A 13,355-nucleotide genomic window follows, 5' to 3' on the forward strand; every position below is an offset into this window, starting at 1 on the left:
ACTTATCTTAGTTTATTTATTCTATCTTTTTGACTGATAATATCTGTAATGCGAACACCAAAGTTTTCATCAATTACAACTACTTCTCCTTTAGCAACCAATTTATTGTTAACCAAAACATCTACTGGTTCGCCTGCTAATTTATCAAGTTCAATAATGGAGCCTGTCGACAATTCAAGTATCTCTTTTATTGAGCGCTTTGTTCTTCCTAGTTCAACAGTTACCTGCAATGGAATATCTAAAAGCATATCTAGGTTTTTTGCTTCTGATTCTCCTAGCTGCACCTGCTCAAAGTTAGAAAAAACGGCAGGTTGTACACTTGTCGGTTGTGCTGACGGCATATTAAAATTGCTTCCAATATGCTGTGGCCCTGAATAACTGTTTTGTTGAGGATGCCCTGTTCCGTACATTGGTTGTGTTGGTTGCTGGTGAATACTTGGTTGTGCATAGTCATACTCCCGGCTTTGTTGCATAGCTTGAGAACTATATTCTCGTGTCACTGCTGGTTCATATCTGTCAACTTGAGCAGTTGGAGCTACTTCATTCAACGCAGATGGGTTTAAAAGTTCATCCACCAACGCTTTAGCAAACTCAACAGGGATCACTTGCATAATATTAGAGTCTATTAAATCACCTATTTTCAAACGAAATGAAATTTTAACTAATGTTTCGTCTGATGGGATTTTCTCGGCTCCCTCTCCTTCTTTTAAATCTAGTAAATCAATACTCGGTGGAGAGATATCTACCTTTTTATTAAACACAGTGGACATTGATGTAGCCGCAGACCCCATCATTTGATTCATCGCCTCTTGTACAGCACTTAATTGGATCTCTCCCAATAAGTCAGCAGGATTCTTACCATCACCACCTAACATTAAATCAGCGATAATTGCAGCATCACTTTGTTTAATTACCAGTAAATTTGCTCCAGTAAACCCTTCTGTGTAACTCACATGAATCGCAACGTAGGGTTGTGGAAATTCATCAGACAATTTACTCTTTTGAACAACTAATACGCTTGGTGTAGTAATGTCTACTTTTTGATTTAATAGTGTAGAAAGTGCAGTTGCAGAACTTCCAAAAGAAATATTACCAATTTCTCCTAGCGCATCTTCTTCCATGGAAGTAAGGTAATCTTCAACTGGGGAACGATCACCATTATCTTCATCGTCATTATCAAAATCTGTGGTGCCTCTTAATAGTGCATCAATTTCATCTTGTGATAACATATCACTCATCGTCGTCGTTCCCCCCTTTTATTTCATTAATTATTTGTATCGCTAGCTTTTTATTAACTTTACCAGCTTGTCCTAGAAATTTAGGTGAATCAGCGACGCTAATCGTCAATGGCTTACCTATTACTTGATCAAGTTGAATAACATCTCCAATATCAAGCATTAAAAATTCCTGAATTGCTATGTCTGATGTCCCTAATTGGGCAATAACCGGTAAGTCAGCATTTTTGATTTGTTTTTTAATAGCTTCAATATCATGTGGGGCGCTTTCTTTCTTAATATTTTGCATCCAATAATGTGCTGATAGCTTTGGAATAATAGGTTCTAACACAACATGAGGGATGCAGATAGTTATCATTCCACTTGTCTCACCAATTTGTGTGTTTAATGATATGACAACAACTGTTTCATTAGGCGAAACCATTTGAAGGAATTGTGGATTCACTTCAAATTCAGCCAACATCGGATCAATCTCAGCAACTGAATCCCACGCCTCACGTAAATTTTCGAAAGCTTTTTCAAACATATTAGACATTATTTTCGTTTCAATTTCAGTCAAATTTTCTACCTTGTTAACACTAACACCACGCCCACCTAGCATTCGATCCATCATCGCATAAGCAATATTTGGGTTTACCTCAAGAAGTATTCGACCATCTAATGGCGGAACCTCGAATACATTCAAGATCGTAACCTTTGGTATAGATCGAATAAATTCTTCATAGGGAATTTGATCCGCAGATCCTACGGTAATTTGCACATACGTTCTAAGTTGTGCAGAAAAATAAGTGGTTAATAGTCTAGCGAAATTTTCGTGAATCCTAGTTAAGCTTCGAACTTGATCCTTTGAAAATCGTAAGGCACGCTTAAAATCATATACTTTAACCTTTTTTACTGCTTCTTCCTTTTTTAGTTCATCTGCATTCATCTCACCTGTAGAAATTGCTGATAACAAGGCGTCTATTTCACTCTGTGATAAAACCTCTGCTGACATATTGCTTCACCTCCATACTCCATACCTTTAGCTGTCAATATTATTGAGGGAGAAAGGAGGTTGCATAAACACTCACGATTGTACCCTCTTGCATGAGTTCATTTATACGGTCTTTCAACTTATTCTCTAGTGAGGAAATCCCTTCTTCCCCGTCAAATTGTTCAAGCGTCATTTCTGACAATTCTTTAATGAGAATATTTTGTACTTGAAAACCACGTTTTTCTAACTCTTCTTTCGCTTTCTTACTATCAGTCTGTATATTAAAGGAAATACGAATATACCCTTTCGTCTTTAGCTTAGTGGTTATCTCGGGTATTTCAACAGTTGCTTCAACAACTTCATCAATTGATGGCTCTTTCTGTTCTTCATCACCTGGAAACTTCATTAAAACGATAAATGCTGTAGTACCAACTAAAGTAATTGCACTAATAATAATTAACATTATTGTGAGTAGCTTATTTTTCACAATTATGATCCCTCCGTGTCGCTTTGAAGGCCTAACACATTCACACTGTGGTAAAAATCTCTTACCCTTAGCATAACACCCTCCTCAGATTCCCTCACGACAAACTTTTTACCATTTGTCAAAGTGATTGTTGTATCCGGAAATGATTCTACCTGTTCGATATACAAAGCATTTAATGTAAAAGGCTTACCATTTAATCGAGTTAGCTTAATCAAAATACTTCAGGGGCTAAGGAGAACACCTAGCCCCTTACCTCCCTTATCTATCGTTTAAGATTAACTAGTTCTTGTAAAATTTCATCAGATGTTGTAATGATACGAGTATTAGCCTGGAATCCACGCTGTGCCACAATCATGTCCGTGAATTCCTCTGAAAGATCGACGTTTGACATTTCTAGTGCACCTGAAACGAGAGAGCCTGCGCCTCCAGTTCCTGGGATATTAAAGTCGTTTATATCAATTGTCCCGCTATCATCACCGTCTGACGAACCTGAGTTACTCGTTTCTTGATATAAATTATCTCCAACTTTATCTAAACCACCTGTATTAGGAAACTTAGCAATTAGGATCTGACCCGCAACTAATAATTCACCATTTTCTATAAAAGTCACTTTTCCATCACTACCTATACTAAAACTTTGAGCAGTTTTAGGGATAACAATTTCACCTAATGTATCAGCTAATACATCATCAGCAGGATCATTTCCTTGATTACCTTGAACTAGCAATCCATCGGAATTTACCAGAGTACCATTTTCATCCATGTAAAAATTACCAGCTCTTGTAAAGAAATTATTAATTCCATCATTCACAATAAAAAAGCCATCTCCAGAAATTCCTAAATCTAGCGGACGTCCAGTAGTTTGTAAACTCCCCTGTGTATGAATCGTATCAATTGAGCCTAATTGAGAACCAAGACCAACTTGCTTTGGGTTAACCCCACCTTTAGTATCAGAGGGCGCTGAAGCCCCAGCTATCTGCTGACTCACAAGATCCTTAAACGTCGTCCGACCCTTTTTATACCCATATGTGTTTACGTTCGCAATGTTATTTCCGATTACATCTAGCTTTACTTGGAAGTTTTTCATTCCACCGATTCCTGAGTACATTGATCTTAACATTTGTTAACTCTCCCCTCGTTTAGCCTGCTTCTGTCATTTGGCAGGACAATTGGCTTCCTTTACGGTCCAGCCTCTATTAGTCTAGCAAAATTGTTCCATTGATATTGGTAAAAATTTGTGAACTTGCTTCACTTCTATTCATAGCGGTGATGACTGTATTATTTTTAGTATTAACGATTAATGCTGCCCCGTCCATTACAATCAGCGAATCATTAATTCCTTTTGTCTTCGCTTCAGCAACCTTTGCACTAATTTGATCCCATTTCTGTTGATCAATAAAAATATTTCTCTCATCTAAACGTTTCCTGGCATGTTTACTAATTTTTAATTCAGTTGCTTCTTCTAGCCTTTGTTGAAAAGTAACTGTCGGCGGCTGAATGTCAGACACTTTTTTCTTTTGTGGTAATGCAAGTGGATGGTTTTGTAATTGATATATTCTATGATCCAATGTCTACCCCCCTATTAGTCATTTGAGGTTTGAGGAAGACTAACTTTAATAATTTCATCCGTAAAAACTTTTGTTCCATCTTCTAACTCTAGCTCAATTTCAGTACCTTTTTGCTTAATTGATTTTACAATACCAATACCTGAATTGTTTACTTCATTACCATCTGAATCTGTGGATTTATAACCCCACTCAAGTTCTTTACCAATCATACTGCTGTATTTTAAAAGAAGGTCTCCATTTTGCGAATTCACAAAGCTTTCCATCGTTTTATTGATGTTTGTCATTTGTTCTAATGAAGAAAAAGTTGCCATTTGCGCAATAAAATCCTTATCTTGCATCGGATTCATTGGATCTTGGTTTTGTAACTGTGTCATAAGTATTCTTAAAAAGTCGTCCTTGCCTAGTATGTCATTTCCAGTCTTTCGTTTTTGTTGATTATTTGATAGATAAAGACTAGAATCTATTCTACTTGCCATTCGTTACACCTACACTTTCAAATTGAGAATTTCCTCTTGTAATGAAGCAACAAATGATGACTTAGTTTCTGAATCATCTTGGTTATCTGTTTCACTCTTTTGTTGTTGTTCGCTATCTTGATTTTGTTGTGAATCCTTTTGCAAGAAGCGTTCAGACTGCTGCAATTGCTGATGAGCTATTTCCACCTTTTCAATTTGAATGTTTTGAGATAAGAACGATTGCTTCAAGTTTTGCACTTGTGATTCTAGAACATCTTTCGCAGCTGCTGTTGATGCTATTATCCTAGCCGTCATCAGATTATCTTTTTGTAGTATTTCAATCCGCAATGAACCCAAATGTTCTGGATAAAGCTTTATAAGTAATTTTTGTTGGCCATCCTGTAAATTGCCGAATTGACTTCTTGATAATATATTTTGAAACTCTTTTATAAATTGTTCTTGACCAACTGTTTGCTTTCCATTTTGTTCTACAAATAAAACGAATTGTTGTATTTTATTCATCGGTGCTTGAATATCAACATTACTTACTACCTGTTGGAAAACTGTTTCCACCTTTGTTGATGTTTGAATGTTTGTCTGAATCGATTGTGTAGCGTGAGTAATTTGCTGGTTAGCCGTATTTTTCATACCATTTTGTTCTACAAAATACCGTGAAAACACAGATTGTAAGTACTCTTTTCTTGTATCAGTCTTTGCATTATCATTCGGTTGTTCGTGTAACTCTTTTCCAAAAAGTTGTTGCATTATTTGCTGCATTTTTTTTCCTATTAGTTCCACATCTATGTCTCTAGGAATGATAGTAGTAGCTTCCAATGCATCAACCTGTTTATTTACAAACTCGAAAAGCTTTGTAAAAGTAGGTTCATCAAGCTTTTTCATTGCTTCGCCATCTATTTGTGACAATAAGATTAATAGACTAACGACATTTTCAGGTTTTGAAAAGTCTTCGATGATGTTACTTGGTTCTGCTGAGTTACTAAACATTTGTAAAAACGTCTCAATACCTGCTTTTACTTCTTGAGGTAGATGTTCTACTAGTTCTTCAATATCAGATTCACTAGTGGAGCGGATGTTTAGTTCTCCAGTTTCAACTCGAAGCAACTGAATTACACTAACCAATTCTTTTATATCCTCTTGCGCAGGTTCAATAGTATCCTCATTATCGATAAAAAGATTTTCAAGAAATGCAGCAAAATTTTCTCCAGCCATTTCCATTATATGGTCATCACTACTAGCAAGTATTTTTAGAGTACTATCAGCTTTACTTTCCTGTTGCTGGACTAGACCCCTTTTACTACTTGTTGATGACGACATCGTTTGAGCGTTTAAGAAGCTACTAAAGCTTGTTTGTGAACTTTGATTTTGAGCCTTATCAGCTTTAAACTCGTGTGTTTGGTTGCCTTGTACAGCCGCAATATTCATTAATTTCACCCCCTTTCAAATAAGCACTTATTATTTACTCTGCGAGCAACTGAGTATATTTTGCCGCATCTTCAGGGTTCATTTTCTCTAAGATCAACGCTACCTGATCTGTCTTAAGAGAAGATAGGATGTTAACAGCTTGTTCGTTATCAAGTTTTGGTATAATTACGGCTGCATTTTTTGCTGACATTGTCTCGTACATTTTTGTTATCTCTTGTAGAGTCTTAGTTTTATCTAGCTGTGCTTCTTCTTTAAAGGCTAAGTCTTCTGCCAATTGATTCAGTTCTATTTGCAATCTTTCTATCTCATCTTGTTTGCTCTGTAAATCCTTTTCTAACTGTGCGATTTGCGTCTCCTTTTCACGAATATTTTCTTCAAGAGAGCCGATTTTTTGATCTGGACTTTCCACTGTAGCCTCTTTCGCGGTTTCATTTGATAGATAATTAGAAATTATCGGTGTTTTTTGGCCAATTTCTTTAGCATAATCAACTACATTAATCCCAGCTATCGTTATTAAAACTAGTGCAAGGGTTATTGTAAAAAGGATAGGAATAACAATCACAAAAAGAAACCATTGGAATTTACTATAAACCTTGTTTTCCACTTCACTCGTTTCCATCATGATCACCTAATTCCCTCGACTCATAAATTGTTGAATCGATATTTCATCCATTACCTTACTTTCGTAATGATGTAGCTCTATTGAGTAATGTTGAAAGCTATTCTCTTTTATTTTTTCGAATTTCTTTACTTCAATATTTTTTTCGATTAATTTTGATTGAACTACTTGCATTTTTTGTCTACTCTCAATTACTAATCGTTGGTAATGTGAGATTGTTTTCTCAAGATTCGTAATAAATTGTTGGTGGTGGCGAATATCTTGAATCATTAACCCTGTATTTAGCTTTGAAATTTGCGATTTTTCGAGCTCTTCTTTTCGTTTAAGAAATGAGTAAAGTTTTTCTGCAAGTGTTTCAAAACTTTTTACAGACTCATTGTACTCTGAAAGAACTTGGTCTTTTTCACTTTCTTTAATCGATAATAGCTTATGAAATTTAAATTGGTAGCTCATATAACTACTCACCTTTTTCAATTAGTTGGAACAATCTTTGAATACTATCTTCACGTGAAACCTTTTCAACAGTGCGTTGCTTTAAAAATGAAAGGATCTTTGGATAAAATCGAATTGCTTCATCGATATCTCTTGACGAACCTCGTTTATAAGCTCCGATATTTATAAGATCCTCTGAATTTATATAAGTTGATAATAAATCTCTTAATTTCTCTGCAGCAAGTCGATGGTCTTCTGACACTATATGATTCATTACTCTGCTAATACTTTTTAAAACATTAATAGCTGGAAATTGACCTTTATTAGCAAGAGTTCTATCAAGAACGAGATGTCCGTCTAAAATACCACGAACTGTATCAGCAATTGGCTCATTCATATCGTCACCGTCAACTAAGACTGTATAAAATGCAGTAATTGTACCATGTATATTCGTTCCTGTTCTTTCAAGAAGTTTTGGTAGAATCGAAAAAACACTAGGCGTATAACCTTTAGTTGTTGGAGGTTCTCCGATCGCCAAGCCAATTTCACGTTGGGCCATTGCTACACGCGTGACTGAATCCATCATAAACATCACGTTTTTGCCTTTATCACGGAAATATTCTGCAATTGATGTTGCAGTATAGGCCGCTTTTATACGCATAAGTGCGGGCTGGTCTGAAGTTGCAACTACAACGATTGAACGTTTTAACCCTTCTGATCCAAGGTCTCTTTCAATAAACTCCCTTACTTCCCGTCCACGTTCACCAACAAGAGCAATAACATTTATATCAGCTGATGTATTTCTGGCAATCATTCCCATCAGTGTACTTTTGCCAACACCACTTCCTGCAAATATACCAACACGTTGACCTTTACCTACTGTAAGTAAACTATCTATCATTCTTACACCCACAGTAATTTCCTCTTCAATTGGCGGCCTTTCTAATGGATTAGGTGGGTCTTGGTCTGTTAGGACACTCGTAAGCCCTTTAGGTAGCTGACTTTTATCAAGTGGGTTTCCAGTTGAATCAACAACCTTCCCTATTAAACCGGCACCTACTTTAATTTGAAGTGGCTTTGCTGTCGCCTCAACAATACTTCCAGGTGAGATATCATTAACAGAAGTATATGGCATTAAAATGACATTCTCGTCTCTAAAACCAACTACTTCCGCTTGTATCTTCCGCTTCATTTTTGAACCTACTAGGATGTAGCAGACATCTCCAATGGAACACTCTGGACCCTTTGACTCGATCATTAGCCCAACAACTTTACTTACCCTACCATACCTTTTATAAGAATTAATGGAACCAATTTCATCGAGAAGGTCCTGTATCTTCATGTTGTTATTCACCCTCTAACATTGTAAGAAGCTTGTTCCTAATTTCTAAAAGCTGACTATCAACACTAGCATCAATTCTTCCAAAGCTTGTTTCAATCATACAGCCTAGTTCAGTTAAATCTTCGTTAGGATAAATATAGAGTGTGGTTTCTTTATTAACCAAGCTAACTAGCTCATCTTTTTGACTAATTACAAATTCATATTGTAATGGATGAACAAAGATTTGGATTTGAGTGTACTCACTAGCCTCTTTTATCGCTCGTTTAACCAAGTGGAGGAAATCCTCTTTGTGTTCCTCTAATTGTTTACCAAGAATTCTTTCAGCAACTTTTACGCCAAGCTCTAAAATCGTTTCCTCAGATGATTCTATCAAACTTTGGTACTCATTTTTGGAAGCATCAATTATATTCCTGGCTTCCTGTAAAAGGTCCTGGTATTGATTTAAACCAGCTAGATTACCCTCTTTTAGCCCAAATGAATATCCTTCATCTTTTGCTAATGCGATTAATTCTTTTTTTTCCTGCTCCCATTTGTGCAACTCATTTTCTATTTGGTGGCGCGTTGAATCTAATTCAGACCGAGCTTGTTGCAGTAATTTATCTGCTTTTTGCTTTGCTTCTTCGAGAATGTTAGTTGCTTGAGCATTGATTTTTAGTAAGTCTTCTTGAGCTTGGTGCAGCTCTATGGCATCGTCTGAAAAAGTTCCTATTTTTTGCAACCCGATCACTCTTTTTCCCTCATCATTTGACCGAGCAAAACTAGACTTTATCACTCTAGACAATAATATCATCTCCTCCGCCACGAGCTATGACAATTTCACCAGCCTCTTCTAATCTTCTAATCACCGCTACGATTCGTGATTGTGCCTCTTCAACGTCACGTAGTCTAACAGGTCCCATATATTCCATTTCATCCTTAAATGTATCAACCATCCGTTTTGACATATTTTTAAAGACAATTTCCTTAACCTCTTCGCTTGCCACTTTAAGAGATAATAAAAGGTCTTCATTCTCAACGTCACGTATTACCCGTTGGATAGAACGGTTATCAAGAGTAACAATATCTTCAAATACGAACATTCTCTTCTTAATTTCTTCCGCAAGTTCAGGGTCTTGTATTTCAAGAGCATCTAATATTGTCCGCTCAGTACTTCTATCAACCCCATTTAAAACTTCTACAACAGCTTCGACTCCACCTGTTTGTGTATAGTCTTGGGTTACAGTTGCAGATAGCTTTCTCTCCAATATCTGTTCTACCTCGTTAATAATTTCAGGAGAAGTACTATCCATTAAGGCAATTCTTCTTGCTATATCAGCCTGCATTTCTTGTGGTAGTTCAGATAAAATCTGTCCAGCTTGTGTTGGTTCTAAATATGATAGAATCAACGCAATTGTTTGAGGGTGCTCATTTTGAATGAAATTTAAAATCTGGCCTGGATCTGCTTTTCTAGCAAAATCAAAAGGTCTCACTTGTAGTGAAGATGTTAAGCGATTAATAATCGTAGCCGCTTGATCAACACCTAGAGCTTTTTCCAGTACAGTTTTTGCATAACCAATCCCACCTTGTGCGATATAATCTTGCGCTAGTGCTATTTGGTGGAATTCATCCATAATTTCCTCTTTTGCTGAAGCTTCAACTTTTCTTACACCTGATATTTCAAGTGTTAGCTTCTCTATTTCTTCCTCTGACAAATGTTTGTAGACTGATGCGGATACGTCAGGGCCTAGTGAGATTAGAAGAATGGCTGCTTTTTGTTTTCCTGTTAATCTACTGTCTCTATCACGTTTTGCCATTACAATCCTCCTAGTCTTCTGCTAACCATGAACGTAGTAATTTTGCAAAATCCTCTGGCTTATCTTTAGCCATTTTTTCAAGTTGCTTCCTGCGAACACTCGCTTCTGTTTCTCTTTCCTTATTAACATCAGGTACCTTCCCTATATACGATTCTTCTATTTCTTCCTCTATAACCTCTTCAATTTCTTCTGGTTTTCTCTTTCTAAGGTATAAGAATAGAAGGATAAAAATAATTAATAATAAACCGCCACCTACAAAATAGATCCATAATGGTATAATTGCTGTTTCTTTAGTTATAGCCATTTCAGGTTTTCCTTGAAACTTTTGAACAGAGACAACTACTTTATCGTTAATTGTTTCTTCATCTAACTCAGCATTAATTGAACCTTTATCGATTGTCGTTCGAACAATTGTGCTTAAGATATTATTAATTTCTTCTAACGTTTCTGGAGGAAGATTTTCACCATTGTCCGTACTACTCGGGTCAACTATTACTTGAATACCTAAATCCCTAATCTTATAAGGACTTTCCACGATTTCTTTCCTAATCCTGTTAACTTCATTATTAATTCGTTCTTCGATACGTTCATAATCACCAGTTCCTGCAGTCCCGTCTGCAGGATAATTAGGTATTTCATTTTCACCTGCACCTACGATTCCACCTGCTTGGTTCGCATTACCCGTAAACGTTTCTGTTATACGCTCTACACTAATCTCAATACCTTCTTGATTCTCTACATCAACTGGCGTTACTATATTTTCTTCACGATTTTCCTGAGTGAAATCAAGGTCTGTTGTTACAGATACAACTACATTTTCTGGGCCCATCATCATACCCAGCATCTGTTGAACTTGTCTTTGAATATCTCGTTCAATTTCCTTTTTGACGTCCAATTGAGTCGCTATATTTCCTACAACTGAATTATTTTTTTCATTTTCAAGGTCAAAGTACTCAAAAAGTTGATTGGTAATGACGATATTATCAGTAGGGAGGTCTGGAACACTTCTTGAAACCAAGTGATACAATGAAGTGATTTGTTCTTGGTCGAATTTATAGCCAGGCTTAGTATTCAAAACGATGGAAGCAGAAGCAGCTTGCTGCTGTGTTCCGACAAAGATATTTTCTTTTGGGAGGGTTATCATTACTTTTGCATCATTTATACCTTCAATACCCTTTATTAAGTTTGCTAGTTCTGTCTGCATTGCCTCTAGCTTAAGTACACCAAATTCATTATCCGTCATCCCAAAACCAGCGTTCTGGCTAAAAAATGAATAATCAATACTACCACTATCAGGTATACCCTCTGCAGCTAACTCGACTTTCAATGTATCGACAACTTCTTGGGGAACCCTTATAGTTGTGCCATTATCAGCTAATTCTGATTTAATCCCCCTAGAATCTAATGTAGCTTTAATTTGTCCTGTTTCTTGTGGTGTCAGGTTACTATATAAAGGAACAAAGTTACTTCTAGTGGTTAATGCTGTAATGATTGCAATTACCAAAACAACAGATACAGCCGCACCGATCATCCATCCCTTTTGAGATTTCGTTCTATTTTTCCAGGATTCTACAATTCTATTTTTATATTGTGTCAATTTTTCGTTCATTTCATAACGCGCCCCCGGTTATTAAAATCGTTTGTTCTCCGATGCAGCTAATAACCGCCCTAAAGAATATATAGTAAGATCATTTTATTGCTACGTTTTATACCTGCATTCTCATTTTATACCTGCATTCTCATAACTTCTTGATATGCCTCAATTACTTTATTCCGTATTTCTAAGGTCGTTTGTAGTGTAACACTAGCTTTTTCTGCAGCAATCATAACCTCATGCAAATCTACATTTTCACCCTTTGCTAGCTTCACTGTCATTTCATCCGATTTTAACTGAGCATCGTTGACGCTATTTATCGCATCTTTTAACATACCAGAAAAGGCCTGATGAGCTTCATTTGGAGTTGTCACTTTTTTTTGTGAAAAAGGACTTGTAACTAATTGCTGATTTGCAATAGCAAGTTTATCTATCATTTATATCACCTATTTCCCAATTTCTAGTGCCTTCATTAGCATCCCTTTAGTTGCATTTAACACCGTCACATTTGCTTCATATGAACGTGTTGCACTAATTAAATCGACCATTTCCTGTAATGGGTCTACATTTGGCAATTGTACATACCCTTCTTGATTTGCATCAGGATGAGCTGGGTTATAAACCATTTTAAACGGAGTTTCATCCTCGACGATTTTCGTCACTATTACGCCACTTCCAACATTATTTCTCCCGTTGTTCATAGCTTTATTTAAAAACGTTGAGAAATTACCTTCACTTGGTTGCATTTCCACCATTTTTCTACGATACGGCTGCCACTGACCATCAACAAACTTTCCGCGAGTTGTATCAACATTGGCCATATTTGATGAAACAACATCCATCCTCAACCTTTGTGCTGTTAATGCTGAAGAGCTTGTATTTAAACTTTGAAAAATCGTCATACTTATTTACCTCCTCGAATAACAGTTTTCAACGAATTAAATTTACTGCCTAATCTATCAGCAACTGCATTGTAATAGATTTGATTCTTTGCAAGCTCTGACATCTCTTTATCAATATCAACATTGTTACCGTTTTGATTAAATGTTCCACTACTTTGATTAAATAAAGGGAAATTACTAGAACTACTTGAGCTAAAAGTAAAATGACGTGGGTCAGTCCTATTGGCCTTTATTGTGTTTGACAAAACTCTATCAAACTCGGTTTTAAAACTAACATCTCTTGCCTTGTAGTTAGGAGTGTCCACATTAGCAATATTTCGTGATATAACCTTTTGCTTTGAAGATGAATAATTCATAGCTTGTTCTAAAGTATTAATAGTACTAGAAAAAAGTTTCAATGGAGAACCCCCATAAAATTTCTACAAATTTCGAACTAATATGATGTATTCTGATAACTATCACTAATTGTAATGAATAATTATGAGTATGTCTATGACACTTATGTTAAAATA

17 protein-coding genes are annotated in these 13,355 nt (G+C 36.2%); all 17 read right to left on the reverse strand.

All coding sequences use genetic code 11. The annotated features are described in order from the left end of the window. Positions 1–2: 2 nt before the first annotated feature. The 17 genes from fliY to flgB all read right to left on the reverse strand — a co-directional run bounded on the left by fliY (position 3) and on the right by flgB (position 13,241). Positions 3–1,238, reverse strand: coding sequence for a flagellar motor switch phosphatase FliY (fliY, locus tag PY093_RS00470; RefSeq protein ID WP_275643888.1), 1,236 nt, complete (start codon positions 1,236–1,238; stop codon positions 3–5). Then, complete coding sequence (gene fliM, locus PY093_RS00475) at positions 1,231–2,229, reverse strand: flagellar motor switch protein FliM (protein WP_275643889.1); 999 nt, start codon at positions 2,227–2,229, stop codon at positions 1,231–1,233. Before fliM ends, fliY begins: the two co-directional genes overlap by 8 nt. 40 nt (positions 2,230–2,269) lie before the next feature. Beyond that, positions 2,270–2,698 carry a flagellar basal body-associated protein FliL gene (gene fliL / locus PY093_RS00480; RefSeq protein WP_275644177.1) on the reverse strand — a complete coding sequence of 143 codons (429 nt, stop codon included), beginning with the start codon at positions 2,696–2,698 and terminating at the stop codon, positions 2,270–2,272. Beyond that, positions 2,698–2,910: a flagellar FlbD family protein gene (locus tag PY093_RS00485; RefSeq protein ID WP_275643890.1), complete on the reverse strand. Its 213-nt coding sequence runs from the start codon at positions 2,908–2,910 to the stop codon at positions 2,698–2,700. The genes fliL and PY093_RS00485 overlap by 1 nt, the downstream gene beginning before the upstream one ends. Positions 2,911–2,957: 47 nt before the next feature. Then, on the reverse strand, positions 2,958–3,815 hold the full coding sequence (gene flgG / locus PY093_RS00490; RefSeq protein ID WP_275643891.1) for a flagellar basal body rod protein FlgG: 858 nt from the start codon (positions 3,813–3,815) through the stop codon (positions 2,958–2,960). Positions 3,816–3,891: 76 nt separating this feature from the next. Beyond that, a complete protein-coding gene (locus PY093_RS00495; RefSeq protein ID WP_275643892.1) occupies positions 3,892–4,263 on the reverse strand; it encodes a TIGR02530 family flagellar biosynthesis protein in 372 nt (123 codons plus the stop codon). Positions 4,264–4,277: 14 nt separating this feature from the next. Further along, positions 4,278–4,739, reverse strand: coding sequence for a flagellar hook assembly protein FlgD (flgD, locus tag PY093_RS00500; RefSeq protein ID WP_275643893.1), 462 nt, complete (start codon positions 4,737–4,739; stop codon positions 4,278–4,280). 9 nt (positions 4,740–4,748) lie between these two features. Continuing rightward, a complete protein-coding gene (locus tag PY093_RS00505) occupies positions 4,749–6,161 on the reverse strand; it encodes a flagellar hook-length control protein FliK (protein ID WP_275643894.1) in 1,413 nt (470 codons plus the stop codon). 34 nt (positions 6,162–6,195) lie between these two features. Continuing rightward, entirely contained in the window at positions 6,196–6,783 is a 588-nt protein-coding gene (locus PY093_RS00510) for a MotE family protein (protein WP_275643895.1), read from the reverse strand. A gap of 6 nt (positions 6,784–6,789) precedes the next feature. Further along, positions 6,790–7,233: a flagellar export protein FliJ gene (gene fliJ, locus PY093_RS00515; protein ID WP_275643896.1), complete on the reverse strand. Its 444-nt coding sequence runs from the start codon at positions 7,231–7,233 to the stop codon at positions 6,790–6,792. Positions 7,234–7,237: 4 nt separating this feature from the next. Then, positions 7,238–8,554: a flagellar protein export ATPase FliI gene (fliI, locus tag PY093_RS00520; RefSeq protein ID WP_275643897.1), complete on the reverse strand. Its 1,317-nt coding sequence runs from the start codon at positions 8,552–8,554 to the stop codon at positions 7,238–7,240. A 4-nt stretch (positions 8,555–8,558) separates the two neighbouring features. After that, a complete protein-coding gene (fliH, locus tag PY093_RS00525; RefSeq protein WP_275644178.1) occupies positions 8,559–9,326 on the reverse strand; it encodes a flagellar assembly protein FliH in 768 nt (255 codons plus the stop codon). A 1-nt stretch (position 9,327) separates the two neighbouring features. Next, positions 9,328–10,347 carry a flagellar motor switch protein FliG gene (gene fliG, locus PY093_RS00530; protein WP_275643898.1) on the reverse strand — a complete coding sequence of 340 codons (1,020 nt, stop codon included), beginning with the start codon at positions 10,345–10,347 and terminating at the stop codon, positions 9,328–9,330. Between the two features lie 10 nt (positions 10,348–10,357). Continuing rightward, complete coding sequence (gene fliF, locus PY093_RS00535; RefSeq protein WP_275643899.1) at positions 10,358–11,956, reverse strand: flagellar basal-body MS-ring/collar protein FliF; 1,599 nt, start codon at positions 11,954–11,956, stop codon at positions 10,358–10,360. Between the two features lie 116 nt (positions 11,957–12,072). Beyond that, the gene (gene fliE, locus PY093_RS00540) at positions 12,073–12,378 is read right to left on the reverse strand and encodes a flagellar hook-basal body complex protein FliE (protein WP_275643900.1); all 306 of its coding nucleotides are present in this window, start codon (positions 12,376–12,378) and stop codon (positions 12,073–12,075) included. Positions 12,379–12,387: 9 nt separating this feature from the next. Next, on the reverse strand, positions 12,388–12,843 hold the full coding sequence (gene flgC, locus PY093_RS00545; protein WP_275643901.1) for a flagellar basal body rod protein FlgC: 456 nt from the start codon (positions 12,841–12,843) through the stop codon (positions 12,388–12,390). A 2-nt stretch (positions 12,844–12,845) separates the two neighbouring features. Further along, positions 12,846–13,241, reverse strand: a complete 396-nt coding sequence (gene flgB, locus PY093_RS00550) for a flagellar basal body rod protein FlgB (RefSeq protein ID WP_275643902.1) — start codon at positions 13,239–13,241, stop codon at positions 12,846–12,848. Positions 13,242–13,355 lie beyond the last annotated feature (114 nt).

The organism is Cytobacillus sp. S13-E01 (genome assembly GCF_029193815.1).
Taxonomy (GTDB): domain Bacteria; phylum Bacillota; class Bacilli; order Bacillales; family Bacillaceae_L; genus Bacillus_BV.